At 62.3% G+C, this 23,572-nt stretch carries 21 protein-coding genes and 1 pseudogene; 11 read left to right on the forward strand and 11 right to left on the reverse strand.

The window, feature by feature from the left end; all coding sequences use genetic code 11:
• Positions 1-153 precede the first annotated feature (153 nt).
• The 10 genes from hutH (AC515T_RS02095) (at position 154) to mdoH (ending at position 14,071) form a co-directional block, all read left to right on the forward strand.
• On the forward strand, positions 154-1,677 hold the full coding sequence (gene hutH, locus AC515T_RS02095; protein ID WP_496531254.1) for a histidine ammonia-lyase: 1,524 nt from the start codon (positions 154-156) through the stop codon (positions 1,675-1,677).
• A gap of 129 nt (positions 1,678-1,806) precedes the next feature.
• The gene (gene hutH, locus AC515T_RS02100; RefSeq protein ID WP_496531255.1) at positions 1,807-3,339 is read left to right on the forward strand and encodes a histidine ammonia-lyase; all 1,533 of its coding nucleotides are present in this window, start codon (positions 1,807-1,809) and stop codon (positions 3,337-3,339) included.
• A gap of 208 nt (positions 3,340-3,547) precedes the next feature.
• Positions 3,548-4,750 (forward strand): imidazolonepropionase, encoded by a 1,203-nt coding sequence (hutI, locus tag AC515T_RS02105; RefSeq protein ID WP_496531256.1) that lies wholly within the window; start codon positions 3,548-3,550, stop codon positions 4,748-4,750.
• Positions 4,751-4,761: 11 nt separating this feature from the next.
• Positions 4,762-5,565 (forward strand): N-formylglutamate deformylase, encoded by an 804-nt coding sequence (gene hutG, locus AC515T_RS02110; RefSeq protein ID WP_496531257.1) that lies wholly within the window; start codon positions 4,762-4,764, stop codon positions 5,563-5,565.
• Between the two features lie 278 nt (positions 5,566-5,843).
• Entirely contained in the window at positions 5,844-6,791 is a 948-nt protein-coding gene (locus tag AC515T_RS02115; protein ID WP_496531258.1) for a choline ABC transporter substrate-binding protein, read from the forward strand.
• A gap of 201 nt (positions 6,792-6,992) precedes the next feature.
• Positions 6,993-7,904: an alpha/beta hydrolase gene (locus AC515T_RS02120; RefSeq protein ID WP_496531259.1), complete on the forward strand. Its 912-nt coding sequence runs from the start codon at positions 6,993-6,995 to the stop codon at positions 7,902-7,904.
• Positions 7,905-8,009: 105 nt separating this feature from the next.
• Entirely contained in the window at positions 8,010-8,981 is a 972-nt protein-coding gene (pip, locus tag AC515T_RS02125; protein ID WP_003196909.1) for a prolyl aminopeptidase, read from the forward strand.
• Positions 8,978-9,415, forward strand: a complete 438-nt coding sequence (gene dtd / locus AC515T_RS02130; RefSeq protein ID WP_496531260.1) for a D-aminoacyl-tRNA deacylase — start codon at positions 8,978-8,980, stop codon at positions 9,413-9,415. Before pip ends, dtd begins: the two co-directional genes overlap by 4 nt.
• 350 nt (positions 9,416-9,765) lie before the next feature.
• Positions 9,766-11,508, forward strand: a complete 1,743-nt coding sequence (locus AC515T_RS02135) for a glucan biosynthesis protein G (protein WP_496531261.1) — start codon at positions 9,766-9,768, stop codon at positions 11,506-11,508.
• The gene (gene mdoH / locus AC515T_RS02140; protein WP_496531262.1) at positions 11,501-14,071 is read left to right on the forward strand and encodes a glucans biosynthesis glucosyltransferase MdoH; all 2,571 of its coding nucleotides are present in this window, start codon (positions 11,501-11,503) and stop codon (positions 14,069-14,071) included. Before AC515T_RS02135 ends, mdoH begins: the two co-directional genes overlap by 8 nt.
• A gap of 87 nt (positions 14,072-14,158) precedes the next feature.
• Here the strand turns inward: mdoH and AC515T_RS02145 are convergent, their stop codons facing one another.
• From AC515T_RS02145 to ubiE, 11 genes and pseudogenes are all read right to left on the reverse strand, one after another.
• Positions 14,159-14,500: a DUF6124 family protein gene (locus AC515T_RS02145; protein WP_496531263.1), complete on the reverse strand. Its 342-nt coding sequence runs from the start codon at positions 14,498-14,500 to the stop codon at positions 14,159-14,161.
• Between the two features lie 514 nt (positions 14,501-15,014).
• Entirely contained in the window at positions 15,015-16,931 is a 1,917-nt protein-coding gene (locus AC515T_RS02150) for a methyl-accepting chemotaxis protein (protein ID WP_496531264.1), read from the reverse strand.
• A 124-nt stretch (positions 16,932-17,055) separates the two neighbouring features.
• Positions 17,056-17,763 carry a 16S rRNA (uracil(1498)-N(3))-methyltransferase gene (locus AC515T_RS02155; RefSeq protein ID WP_496531265.1) on the reverse strand — a complete coding sequence of 236 codons (708 nt, stop codon included), beginning with the start codon at positions 17,761-17,763 and terminating at the stop codon, positions 17,056-17,058.
• Positions 17,760-18,557, reverse strand: coding sequence for a twin-arginine translocase subunit TatC (tatC, locus tag AC515T_RS02160; protein ID WP_060739577.1), 798 nt, complete (start codon positions 18,555-18,557; stop codon positions 17,760-17,762). The genes AC515T_RS02155 and tatC overlap by 4 nt, the downstream gene beginning before the upstream one ends.
• Positions 18,554-18,973: a Sec-independent protein translocase protein TatB gene (gene tatB / locus AC515T_RS02165; protein ID WP_496531266.1), complete on the reverse strand. Its 420-nt coding sequence runs from the start codon at positions 18,971-18,973 to the stop codon at positions 18,554-18,556. Before tatB ends, tatC begins: the two co-directional genes overlap by 4 nt.
• Positions 18,974-18,983: 10 nt before the next feature.
• Positions 18,984-19,271, reverse strand: a complete 288-nt coding sequence (locus tag AC515T_RS02170) for a twin-arginine translocase TatA/TatE family subunit (RefSeq protein WP_060739575.1) — start codon at positions 19,269-19,271, stop codon at positions 18,984-18,986.
• A 24-nt stretch (positions 19,272-19,295) separates the two neighbouring features.
• Complete coding sequence (locus AC515T_RS02175; protein WP_003186671.1) at positions 19,296-19,628, reverse strand: phosphoribosyl-ATP diphosphatase; 333 nt, start codon at positions 19,626-19,628, stop codon at positions 19,296-19,298.
• A complete protein-coding gene (hisI, locus tag AC515T_RS02180; RefSeq protein WP_003196931.1) occupies positions 19,621-20,019 on the reverse strand; it encodes a phosphoribosyl-AMP cyclohydrolase in 399 nt (132 codons plus the stop codon). The genes AC515T_RS02175 and hisI overlap by 8 nt, the downstream gene beginning before the upstream one ends.
• 81 nt (positions 20,020-20,100) lie before the next feature.
• Positions 20,101-21,705 carry a ubiquinone biosynthesis regulatory protein kinase UbiB gene (gene ubiB / locus AC515T_RS02185; RefSeq protein WP_496531267.1) on the reverse strand — a complete coding sequence of 535 codons (1,605 nt, stop codon included), beginning with the start codon at positions 21,703-21,705 and terminating at the stop codon, positions 20,101-20,103.
• Positions 21,702-22,326 (reverse strand): annotated as a pseudogene (locus AC515T_RS02190) (ubiquinone biosynthesis accessory factor UbiJ). The gene ubiB and the pseudogene AC515T_RS02190 overlap by 4 nt, the downstream one beginning before the upstream one ends.
• Complete coding sequence (gene ubiE / locus AC515T_RS02195) at positions 22,326-23,096, reverse strand: bifunctional demethylmenaquinone methyltransferase/2-methoxy-6-polyprenyl-1,4-benzoquinol methylase UbiE (RefSeq protein WP_496531268.1); 771 nt, start codon at positions 23,094-23,096, stop codon at positions 22,326-22,328. Before ubiE ends, AC515T_RS02190 begins: the two are co-directional and overlap by 1 nt.
• Before the next feature lie 155 nt (positions 23,097-23,251).
• Between ubiE and AC515T_RS02200 the strand changes: the two genes are divergently transcribed.
• Positions 23,252-23,527 carry a polyhydroxyalkanoic acid system family protein gene (locus AC515T_RS02200; RefSeq protein WP_496531269.1) on the forward strand — a complete coding sequence of 92 codons (276 nt, stop codon included), beginning with the start codon at positions 23,252-23,254 and terminating at the stop codon, positions 23,525-23,527.
• The last annotated feature ends 45 nt before the right edge of the window (positions 23,528-23,572 follow it).

Here is a 23,572-nt window from a genome sequence, read left to right on the forward strand (position 1 = left end):
CTTTTGTGGCGAGGGAGCTTGCTCCCGCTCGGGCGCGCAGCGGCCGCTTCTTTTGGGCCTGCTGCGCAGTCCAGCGGGAGCAAGCTCCCTCGCCACAGAGGCGATGCCTTAAGCCAGATGTGATGCTGAAATGAATTTTTCATGAGGTTGAAGATGTCCCAGGCTGAAAAAATCGTAATCACCGGCGCTCCGTTGCGCTGGCAGGACGTGGTCGCCGTCGCCCGCTTCGGCGCTGTGCTCGAGTTGTCGACCCAGACCTGGGCGCGGATCGACAATGCCCAGACCATCGTCCAGCGCATCGTCGCAAGCGGCGAGCGCGCCTACGGCGTCAACACCGGCCTGGGGGCCTTGTGCAATGTCTCGCTCAAGGACGAACAACTCAGCCAGCTGTCGCGCAACACACTGCTCAGCCATGCCTGTGGCGTTGGACCGGTGCTTTGCGATGAGCAGACCCGGGCGATTATCTGCGCCGCCATCCTCAACTACAGCCAGGGCAAATCCGGCATCCATCGCCGGGTGGTCGAAGCGCTGCTGGCGCTGCTCAATCGCGGCATCACGCCGCAAGTGCCATCCCAGGGGTCGGTGGGTTACCTGACCCACATGGCCCATATCGGCATCGCGCTGCTGGGCGTTGGCCAGGTCAGCTATCGCGGACAAATAGTCCCGGCGCAACAGGCCTTGGCCGCCGAGGGTTTGCAACCGGTGCAACTGGGGGCCAAGGACGGTTTGTGCCTGGTCAACGGCACGCCGTGCATGACCGGCCTGAGCTGCCTGGCCTTGGCCGATGCGACGCGGCTGGTGCAATGGGCCGACGTGATCGGCGCCATGAGCTTCGAGGCCCAGCGCGGCCAGATCGCCGCGTTCGACGCCGAGGTCATTGCCCTCAAGCCGCACCCGGGCATGCAGCAGGTCGGGAACAATTTGCGGGCATTGCTCGACGGCAGCGAGGTCATCGCCGCGAGCCTGGGCATCCGTACCCAGGACGCCTTGAGCATCCGTTCGATTCCCCAGGTGCACGGCGCGGCTCGCGATCAGTTGGCCCACGCCCGGCAACAGATCGAAACCGAACTCAACGCGGTCACTGATAATCCGCTGCTGCTGGGTACGCCGGAGAATTTCCGGGTCATGTCCCAGGCCAATCCCCACGGCCAGTCGGTGGCGTTGGCGGCGGACCTGTTGGCGATTGCCATGGCAGAGATCGGCTCCATCGCCGAGCGTCGCCTCGACCGCTTGATCAACCCTCACGTCAGCGGTTTGCCGGCCTTCCTGGTGGCCAACCCCGGCGTAAACTCGGGGATGATGATCGTGCAATACGTCGCCGCGTCGCTGTGCGCGGAAAACCGCCAACTGGCGCAACCGGCGGTGCTCGACAACTTCGTCACTTCAGGGCTGCAAGAAGATCACTTGAGCATGGGCACCAACGCGGCCCTGAAGCTGCACCGGGCGCTGGAAAACTGTACGCAGATCCTCGCCATCGAATACCTGTTGGCGGCCCAGGCCTTTGAGTTCCTCAAGGCCCAGCGCTTCGGCGCCGGCACCGACATCGCCTGGAAGCTGCTGCGCGAACGCGTTCCGGCCTACGACCAGGACCGCTGGCTGGCGCCGGACATCGCCAGTGCCGCCGGCCTGCTTAAAGACCCGAGCGTGCTGCACAACGTATTACCGAATTTGAATTGATCAAAAAAGCGCCAGCGTGCCAAGACACCCATTGCCCACAAGGCATCGCCCAAAGCGAAGGTGACGGATAACGGAACATTCCGGAGCGACTGGCGGGTGAAAAAACAAAACTCTCAAAAGGAGCAATACATGACTGCCTTAAACCTGATTCCCGGCCAATTGAGCTTGGCTCAATTGCGTGACATCTATCAGCAACCCGTGACCCTCAGCCTCGACGCCAGCGCCTCGGCGCAGATCGAAGCCAGCGTCGCCTGCGTCGAGCAGATCCTGGCCGAGAACCGCACCGCCTACGGCATCAACACCGGTTTCGGCCTGCTGGCCTCGACCCGCATCGCCAGCGAAGACCTGGAAAACCTGCAGCGCTCCCTGGTGCTTTCCCATGCCGCTGGCGTGGGCGAGCCGATCAGCGACGCGTTGGTTCGGCTGGTCATGGTGCTCAAGGTCAACAGCCTGAGCCGGGGCTTTTCCGGCATCCGTCGGCAGGTGATCGATGCGCTGATTGCGCTGATCAATGCCGAGGTTTATCCGCACATTCCGCTCAAGGGTTCGGTCGGTGCGTCCGGTGACCTGGCGCCGCTGGCCCACATGTCCCTGGTGCTGCTGGGTGAAGGCAAGGCCCGCTACAAGGGCGAATGGCTGCCGGCCGTCGAGGCCCTGAAAGTCGCCGGCCTCGCGCCGCTGACCCTGGCCGCCAAGGAAGGCCTGGCACTGCTCAACGGCACCCAGGTCTCCACCGCGTTTGCCCTGCGTGGCCTGTTCGAAGGTGAAGACCTGTTCGCCGGTGCCCTGGCCCTGGGCAGCCTCACGGTGGAAGCGGTGCTGGGTTCGCGCTCGCCATTCGATGCGCGCATCCATGCCGCCCGTGGCCAGAAAGGCCAGATCGATGCCGCTGCGGCCTACCGCGATCTGCTGGGCGAGCGCAGCGAAGTTTCCGATTCGCACCAGAATTGCGACAAGGTCCAGGACCCGTACTCCCTGCGCTGCCAGCCGCAAGTGATGGGCGCCTGCCTGACTCAGTTCCGCCAGGCCGCCGAGGTGCTGGTGATCGAGGCCAACGCGGTGTCGGACAACCCGCTGGTGTTCGCCGCCGAGGGTGACGTGATTTCCGGTGGTAACTTCCACGCCGAACCGGTGGCGATGGCCGCCGACAACATGGCCCTGGCGATCGCGGAAATCGGTTCCCTGAGCGAGCGTCGTATTTCGTTGATGATGGACAAGCACATGTCGCAACTGCCGCCGTTCCTGGTGGCCAATGGCGGGGTGAACTCCGGCTTCATGATCGCCCAGGTCACCGCTGCGGCCCTGGCCAGTGAAAACAAGGCACTGTCCCATCCCCATTCGGTGGACAGCCTGCCGACCTCGGCCAACCAGGAAGACCACGTCTCCATGGCTCCGGCCGCCGGCAAGCGTCTGTGGGAAATGGCCGAGAACACCCGTGGGATTCTCGCGGTGGAGTGGTTGGCAGCGTGCCAGGGGCTGGACCTGCGCGGCGGTTTGAAGACCTCCACGAAGCTGGAGCAGGCTCGCAGCCTGTTGCGCGCAGAAGTGCCGTTTTATGAGAAGGACCGGTTCTTTGCGCCGGACATCAATGCGGCCAGTGAGTTGTTGGCCAGTCGTTGCCTGAATGAATTGGTCACGGCGCAGTTGTTGCCGAGCCTGTAAGGGCCTTACCGCAAGCAGGCACACACGATGTTTGATCAGCCTCGATACCTGTGGGAGCGGGCTTGCTCGCGAAAGCGGAGGGTCAGCTTGCATCAATGTCGAATGTGCCGCCGTCTTCGCGAGCAAGCCCGCTCCCACAGGTTCTGCGCAGTCCTTGTGGGAGCGAGCCTGCTCGCGATTCGATTTTGAATGAGACGAGGAGACTCGGATGAAAACCCTCTGGCAAAACTGCCACGCCGCCACCATGGCCCAGGGCGTCTACTCGATCATTGAAGACGCCGCCATTGTCACCCAGGGCGAGCACATTCAATGGATCGGTCCGCGTGCCGAACTGCCGACGGGTGACTATCCAGCGGTCAACGACCTCAAGGGCGCCTGGGTCACGCCGGGGTTGATCGACTGCCACACCCACACGGTATTTGGCGGCAACCGCAGCGGTGAGTTCGAACAGCGCCTGCAAGGCGTCAGCTACGCCGAGATCGCGGCGGCCGGCGGTGGCATCGCCAGCACCGTGCGCGCCACCCGCGCCGCCAGTGAAGACGAACTGTACGCCAGCGCCGCCAAACGCCTGAAAAGCCTGATGCGCGACGGCGTGACCACGGTGGAAATCAAGTCCGGCTATGGCCTCGGCCTGGCCAGCGAACGCAAGATCCTGCGGGTCATCCGTCGCCTCGGTGACGCATTGCCGGTCAGCGTACGCAGCACCTGCCTGGCGGCCCACGCCTTGCCGCCGGAATACAAAGATCGCGCCGATGACTACATCGAACACATCTGCACCGAGATGCTGCCGGCCCTGGCGGCCGAGGGGCTGGTGGATGCGGTGGATGCCTTTTGCGAATACCTGGCGTTTTCCCCGGCCCAGGTCGAGCGCGTGTTCATCACCGCACAACAACTGGGGCTGCCGGTGAAGCTGCACGCCGAACAATTGTCATCGCTGCACGGCTCCAGCCTGGCGGCGCGTTACCAGGCGTTGTCGGCCGATCACCTGGAGTTCATGACCGAGGACGACGCCAAGGCCATGGCCGCATCCGGCACCGTGGCGGTGTTGCTGCCGGGGGCGTTTTATTTCCTGCGTGAAACCCAGCTGCCGCCCATGGATGCCCTGCGCAAGCACGGGGTGAAAATCGCCGTGGCCAGCGACCTCAACCCCGGCACCTCGCCGGCATTGTCGTTGCGCTTGATGTTGAACATGGCCTGCACCTGTTTCCGCATGACCCCGGAAGAAGCCCTGGCGGGGGCGACGATTCATGCGGCCCAGGCCTTGGGCATGGCTGACACCCACGGTTCGCTGGAAGTCGGCAAAGTCGCGGACTTTGTCGCCTGGTACATCGACCGCCCGGCCGACCTGGCGTACTGGCTCGGTGGCGATCTGGAAAAACGCGTCGTGCGTCACGGCGTGGAAATCGATTGAGGAGAACGGTTGTGGAAAAGGTCCTGAATTTCAAGCAAGGGCGTGTGCCGCTGTTGGTCAGCATGCCCCACGCCGGTCTGCGCCTGACGCCGGCGGTGAAGGCCGGGTTGATTCCCGAAGCCCAGAGCCTGCCGGACACCGACTGGCACATTCCCAAGCTCTATGAATTCGCCAATGAGCTGGGCGCCAGCACCCTGGCCGCGGAGTACTCGCGGTTCGTCGTCGACCTGAATCGCCCCTCCGATGACAAACCGATGTACGTCGGCGCCACCACGGGTTTGTACCCGGCGACGCTGTTCGATGGCGTGCCGTTGTTTCGCGAAGGGCTGGAACCGTCGGCCGAGGAGCGGGCGACTTATCTGCAACAGGTCTGGATGCCGTACCACCAGGCGCTGCAGCAGGAGCTGGCACGGCTCAAGGCCGAGTTCGGTTATGCCTTGCTGTTCGATGCCCACTCGATCCGTTCGGTGATCCCGCACCTGTTCGACGGCAAGCTGCCGGACTTCAACCTCGGTACGTTCAACGGTGCCAGTTGCGACCCGGCCCTGGCCAGCCAGCTCGAAGCCATCTGCGCCCGCCACGGCCAGTTCACCCATGTGCTCAACGGGCGATTCAAGGGCGGGCACATCACACGACACTACGGCAACCCGGCCGAAGACATCCACGCCGTGCAACTGGAATTGTGCCAGAGCACCTACATGGAAGAATTCGAACCGTTCAACTACCGTCCGGACCTGGCGGCGCCGACCCAGGTGGTGCTCAAGGAATTGCTGGAAGGTTTCCTGGCGTGGGGGCAAAAGACCTACAAGCGTTGATCCCTAGTGGGCAGCTTTTGTGGCGAGGGAGCTTGCTCCCGCTGGATGGCGAAGCCGCCCCAAAGATTTTATGAGCGCTGCGCACTGGAGCGCCAGCCCGGTCAAGCGGGAGCAAGCTCCCTCGCCACAACAGCACTCACTTCTCTTTGCCTGTCGCCACCGTGCAAAACCAAGTCGCCACAGTTCACCTTCGCCCCCTCGACGCTGCGTAATGTTCCGGTCACGGTGCGCCAAGACACCGACCTACAATAATCCTGCTGCCGCACGAGACCCTCGCGATGAAAAGACTGTTCAAACGCTGTCTGTCGTTCCTCTGCGGTACCGTTCTACTCAGCACCGGGGCAATGGCCGCCGAGCCTGCGTCCTGCCAGACCGTGCGCATGGGCGTGGTCAACTGGACCGACGTGATCGCTACCAGCGGCATGGCCGATGTGCTGCTCACCGGTCTGGGCTACGACAGCAAGCAGACCAGCGCCGTGCAACAAATCATCTTCGCCGGCATCCGTGACAAGCGCCTGGATATTTTCCTGGGTTACTGGAAACCGGCTATGGACAAGAACATCGCCCCGTTCCTGGCGGCCAACCAGGTGAGGGTGCTGGACAAACCAAGCCTGGCCGACGCCCAGGCCACCCTGGCGGTACCGGATTACGTGGCGGCGGCGGGGCTCAAGACGTTTGCCGACATCGCCCGGTTCAAGGATCAGCTCGGCGGCAAGATCTATGGCATCGAGCCGGGCAGCGGCGCCAACACCACCATCAAGACCATGATCGAGACCGATCACTTCGGCCTCAAGGACTTCAAGCTGATCGAGTCCGGTGAAGCGGGCATGCTGGCTGCGGTGCAGCGGGCGGTGAATCGCAAGGAGTTCGTGGTCTTCGTCGGCTGGACCCCGCATCCGATGAATATCAACATGAACATCACGTACCTGACCGGCAGCGAGGACGTCTACGGTCCGAACGAAGGCGCCGCGACCGTCTCCACCGTGACTGCGCCGGATTACGCCCAACGGTGCCCGAATGTGAACCGGCTGTTGGAAAACCTCACCTTCACCGCTGCCCAAGAGAGTCAGTTGATGGTGCCGATCATGGAGCGCAAGACGCCACAGGATGTCGCCCGGCAATGGTTGCGCGAGCATCCCGAGGATTTGCAGCGCTGGCTGGCTGGCGTCACGAGCGTTGATGGCAAGGATGGCGTAGCGGCGGTGCAGGCCAGTCTCAAGCCCTGACACAATCTTCTGGACACTGCTAACTCCCGTGGCGAGGGGATTTATCCCCGCTGGGGGTGCGAAGCGCCCCCAAACAGTTAAATGCCGTCAGCCTGGCACACCGCGGCGATCTGCATTCAGGGCTGCTTCGCAGCCCAACGGGGATAAATCCCCTCGCCACAGGTCGTGCTTCGTCCAATGATGTATTTGGTTGTCACTCCCATGACCTACCCACTCTCCCAGGCAATGTCAGCCTTCATCGACAAAACCCTGAGCTTCACCAGCCCGGACGACAGCCTCGCCGGTTCGCGCCAGGCCTACAGCCAGATGTGCCGGGCGTTCACGCCGCCCTGCCCGCCGACGTTGGCCATCGAGGATTTCGAACTGGCCGGCGTCGCGGTGCGGGCCTATTACCCGCAGAGTGCGGCACCGTTCGCCGGCTGGCCATGCCTTCTTTACCTGCACGGTGGTGGTTGGGTGGTGGGGGATCTGGATTCCCATGATTTCATCTGCATGGAGCTGGCCGCTGAGCTGGGCGCGTTGGTGGTGGCGGTGGATTACCGGCTGGCCCCGGAGCATCCGTTTCCGGCCGGTTTCGAAGACTGCCTGGCTGTGTGGCGTCACTTGGCGGACTCCCCGTTTGCCATCGACCCGCGTCAGCGGCTGGTGGTCGGCGACAGTGCCGGCGGCAATCTCGCCGTCGCGTTATGCCTGGCCTTGCGCGATGCTGGACAACCATTACCCCGGGCCCAGGTCTTGATTTATCCGGCGCTCGGCGGCCCCGCGGATCTGCCGTCGCGTCACGAATGTTTTGATGCCCCACTCCTGAGCCGCGGCGACCTGGCACGTTATGAGGCGCTGTACCTCAGTGGTGCGCAGCCCTCGCCGTATGCCATGCCGTTACTCGCCAACGATCTGAGCGGCTTGCCGCGGGCGTGGGTCGCCGTCGCACAATGGGACCCGCTGCGCGACGATGGCGTCCGTTACAGCGAGCGGCTGAACGCCGCAGGAGGCGACGCAGTGCTGTATCTCGGCGAGGGGCTGGTCCACGGTTGCCTGCGGGGTCGGGGTCAGGTGCCGGAGGTCGATCGGATGTATCGCACGCTGCTGGCGTACCTGGCTGACATGCTTTGACTGCGCAGGGGACATGCTCATTAAGGTCATTCGGGTTTATGATGCCGAACGGCAGACTAAATAGAAGTCCCCACAGGGATGACTCGACCCCTTACGGAGCGCGCAATGCAGACTTTGTACCCGCAGATCAAACCCCATGCCCGGCACGATCTGGCTGTCGATGACACCCACACCCTCTATGTCGATGAAAGCGGTTCCCCAGAAGGCCTGCCAGTGGTGTTCATTCACGGCGGCCCGGGTGCCGGCTGCGATGCGCAGAGCCGCCGCTACTTCGATCCGAACCTGTACCGCATCGTCACCTTCGACCAGCGCGGTTGCGGTCGGTCCACCCCCCACGCCAGCCTGGAAAACAACACCACCTGGGATCTGGTCGAAGACCTGGAGCGCATCCGCAAGCACTTGGGTATCGAGAAATGGGTGCTGTTCGGCGGTTCCTGGGGCTCGACCCTGGCCCTGGCGTACGCCCAGACCCATCCTGAGCGGGTGCATGGCCTGATCCTGCGTGGGATCTTTCTCTGCCGTCCGCAGGAAATCGAGTGGTTCTATCAGGCTGGCGCCAGTCGCCTGTTTCCCGACTACTGGCAGGACTACATCGCACCGATCCCGCTGGACGAGCGCGACGACCTGCTCAGCGCGTTCCACAAGCGCCTGACCGGCAACGACCAGATCGCCCAGATGCACGCGGCCAAGGCCTGGTCCACCTGGGAAGGTCGCACCGCGACCCTGCGTCCGAACCCGCTGGTGGTCGATCGCTTCTCCGAGCCGCAGCGGGCGCTGTCGATTGCCCGGATCGAATGCCACTACTTCACCAACAATGCTTTCCTTGAACCCAACCAGTTGATTCGCGACATGGGCAAGATCGCCCATTTGCCAGGCGTCATCGTGCACGGCCGCTACGACGTCATCTGCCCGTTGGACAATGCCTGGGAGCTGCATCAGAACTGGCCCAACAGCGAATTGCAGGTGATCCGCGACGCCGGCCACGCCGCTTCGGAGCCGGGAATTACCGACGCGTTGGTGCGCGCCGCCGCGCAAATGGCCCGGCGCCTGCTCGACTTGCCGCCCGAAGAAGCATGAAGGGGCTGTTGCAACGGGTGCGCGGCGCCCGGGTCGAGGTGGCAGACGAGATCGTCGGGGCCGTGGACCAGGGCTTGCTGGTGCTGGTGGCCGTCGAGCCCGGGGACACCCGGGCCAGCGCCGACAAGCTCTTGCACAAGCTGATTAACTATCGAGTGTTCAGCGACGCCGAGGGCAAGATGAACCTGTCCCTGGCGGATGTCGGTGGAGGGTTGTTGCTGGTGTCGCAGTTCACCTTGGCGGCCGACACCAAAAGCGGTCTGCGCCCGAGTTTTTCCTCGGCTGCGCCTCCGGCCCTGGGCGAAGAATTGTTCAACTATTTGCTGAGCCAGGCGAAACAGGTGCATGGCACTGTGGCATCAGGTAGATTCGGCGCCGACATGCAGGTTCATCTGGTCAATGATGGCCCGGTAACCTTCCTGTTACAGGTCTGAAAGCGTTTGAAACATCTTTTCGGTTCTGTTTCGAGGTAAAACAGGGTGTTTTCTCGATAAATACTTTGTTACCCCTGATGCGTTGTCACGCGGGCTACTAGATAATCGCGCGCTACGGGGGATCAGCGTTCGCTGGTCCATTTGACTTAGGTAGAGAGTTGTCCTGGACCGTTTGGGGAATCATTTTGCCCCGTCGGAGTCGGAACAATGCTCGCCAACTTGGCAAGAGTGGTCCGCAGGTGCGGTTTTTCAGCGCCGTTACCGTGCAGATACTTTATCTGGCCGTTGGTTTTTTGATCAGTTTTCGGCGAGGGTTGCTCGTGATTGTTAGTCCCTGTAATGCACCAAAAATGACTGCCAAACGGTTGAGAAGCGCCCTGGTAACGGGCTCGGCCCTGTTGTGCCTGTTCGGCGCGGGCCAACTGTGGGCATTCAGCCTGGATGATGTATCGGCGAAGGCACAAGAATTGGCCGGGCAGAAGTTCGAAGCCCCGCGCAGCAATTTGCCGAACGAATTCCGCGAAATGAAATTCGCCGATTATCAGAAAATTCGTTTCCGCACCGAAAAAGCTGAATGGGCCGACCAGAAGACCCCGTTCCGGCTGTCCTTTTATCACCAGGGCATGCATTTCGACACGCCGGTGAAAATCAACGAAATCACCGCGACCACCGTCGACGAGATCAAGTACGACCCGACACGTTTCGATTTCGGTGATGTGAAGTTCGATCCCAAGGCTACCGAACAGCTGGGCTACGCCGGTTTCCGCGTGTTGTACCCGATCAACAAGGCCGACAAGCAAGACGAAATCATGACCATGCTGGGCGCGAGTTATTTCCGCGTCATCGGCAAGGGTCAGGTCTACGGCTTGTCCGCTCGTGGCATGGCCATCGACACCGCGCTGCCATCCGGTGAAGAGTTCCCGCGCTTTCGCGAGTTCTGGATCCAGCGTCCGAAACCGACCGACAAGCACCTGGTGATCTTCGCCCTGCTGGATTCGCCACGGGCCACTGGCGCCTATCGCCTGACCGTGCGTCCGGGCACCGACACCGTTGTCGACGTGAAATCCCGCGTGTTCCTGCGTGACCGCGTCAACAAGCTGGGCATCGCCCCGTTGACCAGCATGTTCCTGTTCGGCGCCAACCAGCCGTCCAAGGTGCTGAACTACCGTCGTGAACTCCACGATTCCAGCGGCCTGTCCATCCATGCCGGCAACGGTGAGTGGATCTGGCGTCCGCTGAACAACCCGAAACACTTGGCCGTGAGCAACTTCTCGGTAGAAAACCCGCGTGGTTTCGGCCTGCTGCAACGTGGTCGTGACTTCAGCCATTACGAAGACCTGGATGACCGTTACGAAAAACGTCCAAGCGCCTGGATCGAACCGAAAGGCGATTGGGGCAAAGGCACCGTCGACCTGGTTGAAATCCCGACCGCTGACGAAACCAACGACAACATCGTTGCGTTCTGGAGCCCGGAAAAACTGCCTGAGCCAGGCCAGCCGCTGGACTTCGCCTATCGCCTGCACTGGACCCTCGACGAAGCCAACCTGCACTCGCCAGACAGCGCCTGGGTCAAGCAGACCCTGCGTTCGACCGGTGACGTGAAGCAGTCCAACCTGATCCGTCAACCGGACGGCAGCGTGGCCTACCTGGTGGATTTCGAAGGGCCGTCCCTGCAAGCGCTGCCTGAAGAGGCCGAGGTGCGTAGCCAGGTGAGCGTTGGCGACAACGGCGAGATCGTCGAGAACAGCGTGCGCTACAACCCTGAAACCAAGGGCTGGCGCCTGACGCTGCGCCTGAAGATCAAAGACCCGAGCAAAGCGACCGAGATGCGCGCCGCATTGGTCAGGCCGCTGGTCCCTGTCGAGCTGCCAGCCACCGGGCATTCCGTGACCACACTGGCCAAGGCCGACAAGGTCGCCAAGCAGCAGAGCGAAAAAGAGCAAGCCAACGAGCAAGCCGGCGAGCAGAAAGAAGCCAAGGCCGTCAAGGCGTCTGCCGCCGCTGCCGAGCCGACCCCAACCCCACAGGAACCGGAACAGGCTGAACAAGTCCTGACCGAGACCTGGAGCTACCAGTTGCCTGCCGATGAGTAATACGTCCGTACAACCAGAATCTCTCAGTGAGTATCTGGCCCATTTGCCGATGACCGACGAGCAGCGCGCCGAGCTGGCGGGCTGCACGTCATTCAGCGAATTGCACAAGCGCCTGGCTTCGTCGACATTCGACGCACCCAACGAGGCGGCGCAAGCCTCGGTGGGCCGTCGCCTGACGCTGAGCACTGCCGAGGAACTCGAGGACGCCGAAATGCTGGCTCTCGATGCCAACGGCCGGGTGTGCTTGAAGGCGACGCCGCCGATTCGTCGGACCAAGGTCGTGCCGGAACCGTGGCGCACCAATATCCTGGTGCGCGGTTGGCGGCGCCTGACCGGGCGTACCAACCCGCCGAAGCCGCCCAAGGATGAGCGCGTGCTGCCCCATGCACGCTGGCGTACCGTGGGTTCGATTCGCCGCTACATCCTGCTGATCCTGATGCTCGGCCAGACCATCGTTGCCGGTTGGTACATGAAAGGCATCATGCCGTACCAGGGCTGGTCGCTGGTGGACCTGGACGAAGTCCTGCACCAACCGCTGATGCAGACGGCCACGCAAGTGCTGCCGTATGCGTTGCAGACCAGCATCCTGATTCTGTTCGGGATCCTGTTCTGCTGGGTGTCGGCGGGTTTCTGGACGGCGCTGATGGGCTTTCTCGAATTGCTCACCGGCCACGACAAATACCGCATCTCCGGCGCCAGCGCCGGCAATGAGCCGATTCCCAAGGACGCCCGCACCGCGCTGGTGATGCCGATCTGCAACGAAGATGTGCCGCGGGTATTCGCCGGTTTGCGCGCGACCTTCGAGTCGGTGGCCGCCACCGGTGACTTGGATCGTTTCGACTTCTTTGTGCTCAGCGACAGTAACGAAACCGATATCTGCGTGGCCGAACAGCAGGCCTGGCTGGATGTCTGCCGTGAAGCCGGGGGCTTCGGCAAGATCTTCTACCGCCGTCGTCGCCGTCGCGTGAAACGCAAGAGCGGTAACCTCGACGATTTCTGCCGTCGTTGGGGCAGTGACTACAAGTACATGGTCGTGCTCGACGCGGACTCCGTAATGAGCGGCGAATGCCTGACCAGCCTGGTGCGCCTGATGGAAGCCACGCCGGATGCCGGCATCATCCAGACTGCGCCACGGGCCTCGGGCATGGACACGTTGTATGCGCGCATGCAGCAGTTCGCCACGCGGGTGTACGGTCCGTTGTTCACCGCCGGTCTGCACTTCTGGCAACTGGGAGAATCCCACTACTGGGGCCACAACGCGATCATCCGCATGAAACCGTTCATCGAGCACTGCGCCCTGGCGCCGTTGCCCGGTAAAGGCGCGTTCGCCGGTGCCATCCTGTCCCATGACTTCGTCGAAGCCGCGCTGATGCGTCGTGCCGGTTGGGGCGTGTGGATTGCCTACGACCTGCCGGGCAGCTATGAAGAGCTGCCACCGAACCTGCTGGACGAACTCAAGCGTGACCGTCGCTGGTGCCACGGCAACCTGATGAACTTCCGGCTGTTCCTGGTCAAGGGCATGCACCCGGTGCACCGTGCGGTGTTCCTGACCGGCGTGATGTCCTACCTGTCGGCGCCGCTGTGGTTCTTCTTCCTGGTGCTGTCCACCGCGCTGCTGGCGGTGAACACATTGATGGAGCCGCAGTACTTCCTCGAGCCACGCCAGCTGTATCCGCTGTGGCCGCAATGGCATCCAGAGAAAGCCATCGCGCTGTTCTCGACCACCATCGTGCTGCTGTTCCTGCCCAAGCTCTTGAGCATCGTCCTGATCTGGGCCAAAGGCGCGAAGGCATTCGGTGGCAAGTTCAAGGTGACCCTGTCGATGTTGCTGGAGATGCTGTTCTCCATGCTGCTGGCGCCGGTGCGGATGATTTTCCACACCCGCTTTGTCCTCGCCGCTTTCCTGGGCTGGGCCGCGACCTGGAACTCGCCGAAACGTGACGACGACTCCACGCCATGGAGCGAAGCGGTCAAGCGCCACGGTCCGCAAACCTTGCTGGGCTTCTTCTGGGCTTTGCTGGTGATCTGGCTGAACCCGAGCTTCCTCTGGTGGCTGGTGCCGATTGTCGGGTCGCTGATGCTGTCGATCCCGGTGTCGGTGATCTCCAGTCGCGTGGGCCTGGGCTTGAAGTCCCGTGATGAAAGCCTGTTCCTGATCCCTGAGGAGTACGCACCGCCGCAGGAGCTGCTGTCGACGGACCAGTACACCCATGAAAACCGTTGGCACGCGCTGAACGACGGTTTCATCCGGGCGGTGGTCGATCCACAACAGAACGCCTTGGCGTATGCGCTGGCAACCTCGCGTCACGGCCAGGCCGAGCCGATTGAGTGGCTGCGGGTCGAACGTGTTCGTCACGCGCTGAAGGTCGGCCCGGCGGGTCTCACCAATGGTGAGCGGCTGGCCCTGCTGAGCGATCCGGTGGCCTTGTCCCGCCTGCATGAGCAGGTCTGGAGCGAGGGGCATCCGGAGTGGCTGGCGGCATGGCGTGAATCGGTCAAGGCCGACCCTCATGCGCCGCTGCTACCGCTACAGCCGGTGAGCGTGCAGTCTCAAGTGGCCTGATACGCAAAAAGCCCCGCTTCTGGAAAGAAGCGGGGCTTTTTGTTGGGTGCATTTTTTACCTGTGGCCCCGGCTTTGTAACGAGGGAGCTATGGTCTTGGGTTGACGCTGTCCAACAGTCGATTAGCCAACAAACCACTCAGTTCGATCAGTTGCAGGATGCCAAGGGCAACATGGCGTCGAGAGCCTTTCAGGTCGAACGCAAGGTCGTTGACCATGGCATCGGCTGAGGCCAGGGTTTCGCTGAGGTTGGCCAGCAGGTTTTCGGTGTCGATGCCGTCGACGACGGTGAAGAGTTGGCCTGGCGACGCTTTATTCTCGGATTTGGCCTGTTTGGGGTTCAGGTAGTAATCGAGTGTGCGATCAGCGGCTTCCTGGAGTTTCTTGGGGTCGGTTTCTGGTTCTGGTGGGTTGGGTGTGACCTTGTACATGGTTGACGCTCCTAGGGTAATGGAGCCGCCAGATATCGCTGCTAAACGAGAAGGGTGGCGACTGTACGCGGGTTAGCAGACCGGGACCCTAGAACCCGGCAGACCCGAGGGTCTCCCACGCACAACCGCCATGACATAGATGTGCAGGCGCTGAAGCCTGCTCACGCATGTGGAGAGCGTACGTCTAGGATTGTCCAGGCTGCTAAACCCGATCGCTGAACTGACAGCGACCTGCAAACGTTAAAGCCCAGGCCTAAGGCGTACAAGCCGGCGGATTCTGGCGTAGTTGTAGGCAATGGCGCAAGGCGCCGTAGCCTTGGGATGACGGATTGTGGGCCTGGGTATTCTTGGGTGTATATCCGTTATTGGGGCTACGGCTGCTGACGGTTCCGCTCTTACAGCGGCTCACTTTTGAGAAGCGCAAAGGTAAGCCGCTGTAAGAGCGGAACCGTCAGCAGCCGTTACCTAAATAACGGATATACACACAACACCAACCCCAACACCCACACCCGAATCAAACCCGGAACCGCCCCACCAACGTCTGCAAATGAACCCCCAACCGCGCCAGCTCAGCACTCGAAGCGGCAGTCTTCTCACTGGACGACGCCGTCTGCTCCGACACATCACGCACATTCAGCACACTACGGTTGATCTCCTCAGCCACCGCACTCTGCTGCTCAGCCGCCGCGGCGATCTGCTGGTTCATCGACTGGATCGCCGAAACCGTACGAGTAATGTTTTCCAGCGAGCCCCCCGCGCGGCGGGTCAGTTCGACGCTGCTGTCGGTCAGGCTGCGGCTGTTGTCCATGATGGTCGCGACTTGTTCGGTACCGCTTTGCAGGCCGACAATCAGTTCTGCGATTTCTTCGGTGGACTTCTGGGTGCGCTGGGCCAGGCTGCGGACTTCATCGGCCACCACCGCAAAACCACGTCCGGCCTCACCGGCACGGGCTGCCTCGATGGCCGCGTTGAGGGCCAGCAGGTTGGTTTGCTGGGCCACGGATTTGATCACGTCCAGGACGCTGCCGATCTTGTCGCTTTCGCGCTTCAAATCGCCCATGGCGGCGGTGGAGTTGCCCACTTCCTTAGCCAGACGCTCGATCTGGGCAATGGCCTCGCCCACCACTTTGTCGCCTTCGCGGGCCTGTTGGTCGGCGGCGACTGCGGCTTCGGAGGCTTCCTCGGCGTTGCGGGCGACTTCCTGCACCGTGGCGGTCATTTCGTGCATGGCGGTGGCGACCTGATCGGTTTCCACCTTTTGGCTGTTGACCCCGGCGCTGGTCTGCTCGGTCACGGCCGAGAGTTGTTCGGCGGCGCTGGCGATTTGGGTAACGCCTTCGCTGATGCCGCCGATCAATTGCCGCAGGCCCACGGTCATGCTTTGCATGGCGCGTTGCAACTGGCCCAGTTCGTCGCGACGGTCAGAAGTGAGGTTGTGGGTCAGGTCGCCAGCGGCCACGCGTTCGGCAACCTTCAAGGTTTCGCCGAGTGGGCCGACGATCTGCCGGGTGATGAACAGGGCGGCGATCACGCCGAACAGCAGCGCCAGCGCGGCCGCCACGATCAGCAGCGTCTTGGCTTGGACGACGTCGTGGTCACGCACGGCTGTCTGGGAAACCGTCAGCTTCTGGCTGGAATCGATCAGTGTTTGCCCTTGCTCGGTCATGCGCTGGAGGGCCGCGGCGTTGTCGATCTGCGAGTCGCGGAACTGGGCGACCGCCGCGCGATAGAGATTGAACGAGTCGTTGGCCTGTTGCAGGTTGGCGGCGTGTTCCTGGGGCAATTGGTCTGGCAGTCGCGCAAGCAGCTTGAGGACCGTGTCGATGGCCTCGAGGGCCGGTTGCTGGGCTTCGCTCTTGCCGCTGTAGGTGTAGCCGCGGACTTGGTAGCGGGCTTGCTGGATGGCCTTGCTCAGGGTGACCACGCTGTTGAACGGGGTGACGTCGCCGGCTTGCAGCAACAACTGTTCAACTTCGGCGACGCGGGCCACGGCGTTGTCGGCGCTGGCACCGAGTTTGCTGCGGGCATCTTCGCGGTTGACGGTAGCGCGGGTCATCTGGGCGAAGGCGCCCTTGTATTCGGCGACGGCAGCCAGTTGCTTGTCGATCAGTGCGACGTCGGCCGGCTGTTCGATTAACTCGCGTGCGGTTTTCAGGCCGGCTTCGAGCTTGCCCAGCAGGTCGTTGACCTGTTGCGGGCCCTTCTCGCCCCGCGTGGTGTTGTAGTCGATGCTGGCCAGGTTCAAGTCTTTGCTCAAGTCGTTGAGACTGGCAATGAACCCCAGTTTATCGCCCCGGCTGATGACATTGCCCAGGCCGGACCAACCGGTGAATGCGATCATCAGGGTGAGGAACAGCACCAGGCCGAAGCCTGCGCCGAGTTTGCGGTTAACGCCTACGTTTCCCAGACCCTGGGCAAGCCACCGGAACATGCTGATACTCCCTTGGAGCGCTGAATGGGTTTTATGGGCACTGTATCGGCGGCTTTGACGGGATCTGTAGAAATGAGCTCAGGATTCTCAGAGTGGCTTGTTTGTGGCAAAGCAGAGAAACCTTTCAGAACAACCTTGCAAGCAATGCGGTAACCGCGGTCTCGACCCGCAGGATCCGCTCGCCCAGTTGTACCGGTTGCAGACCGGCCTTGCCCAGCAGGTCGATTTCGTAGGGAATCCAACCGCCTTCGGGGCCAATGGCCAAGGTCACCGGTTCTGTGAGCGCTCGCGGGCAGGGCGGGTGGTTGCCGGGATGACCGACCAGGCCCAAGGTGCCGGCGGTCATGGCCGGCAGGCGGTCCTCGACAAAAGGTTTGAAGCGTTTCTCGATAACCACCTCAGGCAACACGCTGTCCCGGGCTTGTTCCAGGCCCAGGATCAGTTGCTCGCGGATGGCCTCGGGCTCGAGGAACGGCGTCTGCCAAAAGCTCTTTTCCACGCGATAGCTGTTGACCAACACCACCCGCGGCACGCCCATGGTGGCGACCGTCTGGAACACTCGCCTGAGCATTTTCGGACGCGGCAGCGCCAGCACCAGGGTCAACGGCAACTTGGCCGGCGGCGCCTGGTCGAGGGTCACTTGCAGTTCGGCCTCGCGAGCCTCCAGGCGCAGTACCTGGGCCGAGCCCATCAACCCGCCGATGCGCCCGACCCGCAGGCTGTCACCGACGGCACTGCGATGGACTTCCTGCATGTGGGTCAATCGGCGATCGCTCAGGATCACGCGGTCGGGCCCAATGAAGTCGGCCTCTTCGAGCAGCAGCAGGTTCACGCTTGGGTCGCTGGCGGCTGGTCGTTGTGGTCATCGACCGGCTGGTCCTCGGGTTCTTCTTCCCGGCGCTTGCGCACCAGGCCACCGAACAGGATGCCGATCTCGAACAGCAGCCACATCGGCACTGCCAGCAGGGTCTGGGAGAAAATGTCCGGCGGGGTCAGGATCATGCCGACCACGAAGCAGCCGATGATCACGTAGGGGCGGATCTTCTTCAGGTAGGCCACGTCGACCACGCCGATCCACACCAGCAGCACCACGGCCACGGGGATTTCGAACGCCACGCCGAAGGCGAAGAACAGCGTCATGACGAAATCCAGATAGCTGCTGATGTCGGTCATCATTTCCACGCCCGCCGGGGTGGCGGCGGCGAAGAACTTGAAGATCAGCGGGAACACCAGGTAATAGGCGAAGGCCATGCCGGTGTAGAACAGCAGGATGCTGGACACCAGCAGCGGCACGGCGATGCGTTTTTCATGCTTGTACAGGCCCGGGGCGATGAAGCCCCAGATCTGGTGCAGGATCACCGGGATCGCCAGGAACAGCGAGACCATCATCGTCAGCTTCAGTGGCGTCAGGAACGGCGACGACACGTCGGTGGCGATCATCGTCGCGCCTACCGGCAGGTACTGGCGCAGCGGCGTGGAGACGAAGGTGTAAATCTGCTGGGTGAAGGAAAACAGCCCGGCGAAGATGATGAAAACCGCCGCGACGCAACGCAGCAGGCGGGTGCGCAACTCGGTGAGGTGCGATACCAGCGGCATCGGCTGGTCGTTTTCGGGGATATCGCTCATGGGGCTCGCGGCGGCAAAGTAGGATCGTTAGGCGCAGGGACAGCGTGGGGCGCTGTATCCGCTACCGTCGGTGTCACTGGCGCCGGTTCAGCCACCGGCGCGCCACTCTCTGGCGCTTGGGAAGCCACGGTCGGCTCGGCCACAGGCTGGACTGGCGTCGGTTCCTGCTGGGGCGGCGTGAAGATTTTCCGCGCTTCCTGCTCCAGGGACAGAATGTGTTCGTTGTGAAGTTGCCGACGGATGTCGTCGGCGCCGATTTCACGTTCAACTTCCTGTTTGATCGCATTGAAGCTGCGCTTCAGGCGCCCGATCCAGAGACCGGCGGTGCGCGCAGCGCCCGGCAGGCGCTCGGGGCCCAGTACCAGCAGGGCGACGAGGCCGACGAGCAGCAGTTCAGTGAAGCTGATCCCAAACATTAGTCAGTGCTCACGAGTCTTTGCGGATGGGCTCTTCGACTTTTTGGGCCTGCACGTCGATGGTATTCGGCGCATTCACAGGCTGAGTGGCCTGCGGGTGTACCGGTTGGGTCGGTTGTGCGGGCTGAGCCTGGTTGGTCGTCGGGTCGGCCGGTTTCTCGTCATCGTTCATGGCCTTGCGAAAACCCTTGATCGACTCGCCGACATCGGTGCCGAGGTTCTTCAGTTTCTTGGTGCCGAACACCAACACCACGACGACCAGGATGACGACCCAGTGTTTCCAGTCAAAGATACCCATGTGGCTACTCCTCTCAAAAATTGATCAGGCGGACGGGCGCGAGGCTTTCTCGACGTGCCCGGACAGACCGAAGCGACGGTCCAGTTCATCCAGTACGGCCTGCGGATGCTGCCCCAGTTGGGCCAGCATGACCAGGCTGTGGAACCACAGGTCGGCGGTCTCGTAGATCACGTCGCTGCAGTCGCCGCTGATGGCGGCGTCCTTGGCGGCGATGATGGTCTCGACCGACTCTTCGCCGACTTTTTCCAGAATCTTGTTCAAGCCCTTGTGGTACAGGCTGGCGACATAGGAACTGTCGGCCGCGGCGCCCTTGCGCTCTTCCAGCACCTGGGCCAGGCGGGTCAGGGTGTCACTCATGGGTATGTCCTGAATAAATGGCATGCGGGTCCTTGAGCACCGGGTCGACGGTTTTCCAGTCGCCGTTCTCGAAGACGCGATAGAAGCAGCTTTGACGGCCGGTGTGGCAGGCGATCTCACCGACCTGCTCGACCATCAGGATGATGACGTCGCCGTCGCAGTCCAGGCGCATCTCATGCAGGTGCTGCACATGCCCGGACTCTTCACCCTTGCGCCACAGCTTGCCACGGGAACGTGACCAATAGATGGCGCGGTTCTCGGCGGCGGTCAGGGCCAGCGCTTCGCGGTTCATCCAGGCCATCATCAATACGCGCCCGGTCTTGTGGTCCTGGGCGATGGCCGGCACCAGGCCGTCAGCGTCCCACTTGATCTCGTCCTGCCAGTTTTTCATCTTTGACTCCGACCATGGGCCGCGTACCTGACGTCGGCGGGCCCAGCGTTGAAACAGTGTGCCAGCGCGAACCGGTGCTGGCTATCGGCGAACGACCAGATACAAACCAACGATCACCATGATTGCGGCGGGCCAATGGCCCAATTCGCTCAACGGTCCACCAGCCGCCAGCATTGCGCCACCTCCCAGGTGAGCTGCGCCGAGCAAGCGCAGGAACCAGTCGTCCTTGCGTCGGTGCCACGGTGGCGCCGGGTCGTGGGCGTGGGGTTGGGACATGCGTTCGAGCAGGTCGCGGGTCATGTTGGCCAAGTGCGGGATCTGCTCGAACTGGCTCTGCACGTTGCCCAGCAAGGCTCGCGGGCTGACGCGCTCGCGCATCCAGCGTTCGAGGAACGGCTGGGCGGTGTTCCACAGGTCGAGGTCCGGGTACAACTGACGGCCGAGGCCTTCGATGTTCAACAGGGTTTTCTGCAACAGCACCAACTGTGGCTGAACCTCCATATTGAAGCGTCGCGCGGTCTGGAACAGGCGCATCAGCACCTGGCCGAAGGAAATATCTTTTAACGGTTTTTCGAAGATCGGTTCGCACACGGTACGGATCGCCGCTTCGAATTCGTTGAGCTTGGTCTCGGCCGGCACCCAGCCCGAATCGATGTGCAGTTGGGCGACACGGCGGTAGTCACGCTTGAAGAAGGCGAACAGGTTGCGGGCCAGGTAGTCCTGGTCTTCGGGGGTCAGGCTGCCGACGATGCCGCAGTCGATGGCGATGTATTGCGGACTCCAAGGCTGCACGGTGCTGACAAAGATATTGCCCGGGTGCATGTCGGCGTGGAAGAAGCTGTCGCGGAACACCTGGGTGAAGAAGATTTCCACGCCGCGCTCGGCCAGCAGTTTCATGTCGGTGCGCTGGTCGGCCAGGGTCGCCAGGTCGGTGACCTGGATGCCGTAGATGCGCTCCATCACCAACACTTTCGGTCGGCACCAGTCCCAATAGACTTGCGGCACATAGAGCAGCGGCGAGCCTTCGAAGTTGCGGCGCAGCTGGCTGGCGTTGGCGGCCTCGCGCAGCAGGTCGAGTTCGTCGTAGATGGTTTTTTCGTAGTCCTGGACCACGTCCACCGGGTGCAGCAGGCGGGCATCGGCCGACAACCGTTCGGCGGCGCGGGCGAGGATGAACAGCCACGCCAGGTCCTGGGCGATGATCGGCTTGAGGCCCGGGCGAATGACCTTGACCACCACCTCTTCGCCGCTCTTGAGTTGTGCGGCGTGAACCTGGGCCACGGAGGCCGAGGCCAGGGGCTCGACGTCGAAACGGCTGAAGACTTCGCTGATCTTCTTGCCCAGTTGTTCCTCGATCAGCGCCACCGACAGCTTGGAATCGAACGGCGGCACGCGGTCTTGCAACAGCATCAGTTCGTCGGCGATGTCTTCGGGCAACAGGTCGCGACGGGTCGAGAGGATCTGCCCGAACTTGATGAAGATCGGCCCCAGGTCCTGCAAGGCCAGGCGCAGGCGCGCGCCACGCGGCAGGTCCAGGGTTCGTCGGGGGAACCAGCGCCACGGCAGCACGAAGCGCAGCGCCAGGAGAAACCAGGGCAACGGCAGGGCGAACAGCAGGTCATCGAGGCGGTAGCGGATCACGACGCGCTGGATGCGCAACAAACGGCGGACGGCAAGCAGCTTCATGCGTTATCGCTTGGTTTCAAGGGATCGGGAAAGGCGCTCGAAACGCGCCTCGAGACGTTCCAGGTCAAGCTTGACCTGATCCAGTTCATCAAAACGGGCCTGGGCCTCGCGTTGGCCTACGAGGGTACGCGATTCTTCGGCCAGGTATTCACTCAGATTCTGTCCCAGGCTGGCGAAACCCTGGCGATACCAGTGGCGGCGGCGGCGCAAATGGCCGCTGAGCAACTGGGTCGCCACCGGACCGATCCAGCGGGACACTTCGTATTCCCAGTCCAGTTCCAGGTCCTGGAGAATCGCCGCCAGCTCCAGCAGCACGCCGCTGTCGCCATCGAGCTCCACGTCGGGGCTGTGCAGTACCGCGCTCTTGTCCTTGCCCAGGGCCAGGTTCACCAGGCTCGACGCCGGAGCGCGCAGCGTGCAATCCGCTTCGGCTTCCCAGTGGGCGGCGAGCATCAGGCCTTCGTCGCTGGGCAGGATGAACACCTGCAACGCCGGGCTGCGGCAGTCGACGGCGATCACCTTGCCGCTCAAGTGCGCCAGGCGCGCGAGCGCCGTGCTGTCCAGGCGCAATACCCGGTTGAGGCCGAGTTCGACGCTGGCGAGCAGGCCGGTGAGCAACATCAGGGTTTGATACCGCGATGCAGGGCGACGATACCGGCGGTCATGTTGTGGTAGGTCACGCGGTCGAAACCGGCCTCGACCATCATCGACTTCAGGGTTTCCTGGTTCGGGTGCATGCGGATCGATTCGGCCAGGTAGCGATAGCTTTCCGAGTCGTTGGTGATCAGCTTGCCCATCAGCGGCATGAAGGCGAACGAGTAGGCGTCATAGGCCTTGGACATCAGCGCGTTGGTCGGCTTGGAGAACTCCAGCACCAGCAGGCGGCCGCCGGGCTTGAGCACCCGCAGCATCGAACGCAGGGCGTCTTCCTTGTGGGTGACGTTGCGCAGACCGAAGGCGATGGTCACGCAGTCGAAATGGTTGTCGGGGAACGGCAGCTTTTCAGCGTCGGCCTGGACGAACTCGACATTGCCGGCCACACCCAGGTCCAGCAGGCGGTCGCGACCGACCTTGAGCATGGATTCGTTGATGTCGGCCAGCACCACCTGGCCGGTCGGCCCGACGATGTGGGAGAACTTCTTCGTCAGGTCGCCCGTGCCGCCAGCGATGTCCAGCACGCGATTGCCGTTGCGCACGCCCGACAGCTCGATCGCGAAACGCTTCCACAGGCGGTGCATGCCGCCCGAGAGCAGGTCGTTCATCAAGTCGTACTTGGCGGCTACGGAGTGGAAAACCTCAGCGACTTTTTCCGCTTTCTGGCTTTCCGGCACGTTCTTGAAGCCGAAGTGCGTGGTGGGTTCGGCATCGCTGCCTTTGCGCTGATCAGTCATATCGCGGTCACCAAAAAAGAATGCGGGACATTCTAATCCCGGTGGAGGGCTTTGTCTTGGCAAGGCTGAAGGTAAGATGGGCGACCGCCGGGACGTTTTGACGCAGCCAGGGTCTGAAACGTTCAGGCAAGTCCCGATAAAACAGGAGTCATCCGATGGCCCGTATAACTGTTGAACGTGCCCATGGCCTGGGCAAGGAAACGGCGCGAGAGAAGGCCGACAAGCTGGCGCAGAAGTTGTCCGACAGCTATGGCCTGGAGCCGCAGTGGGAGGGCGACACCCTGAAGCTCAAGCGTTCCGGGGTCAAGGGCGAAGTGCATGTGGGCGAGGATTCGATCCGTGTCGACGTGGAGTTGGGCATGTTGATGTCGGCCATGAGCGGCACGATCAAGACGGAAATCGAAAAGGCGCTGGATAAGGCGTTGGCTTGATCGACCGAAAGGAGGATGCAGTACTCAAGTTCACCACCAAACTCT

The sequence above is a fragment of the Pseudomonas sp. FSO-7 genome (assembly GCF_059579345.1).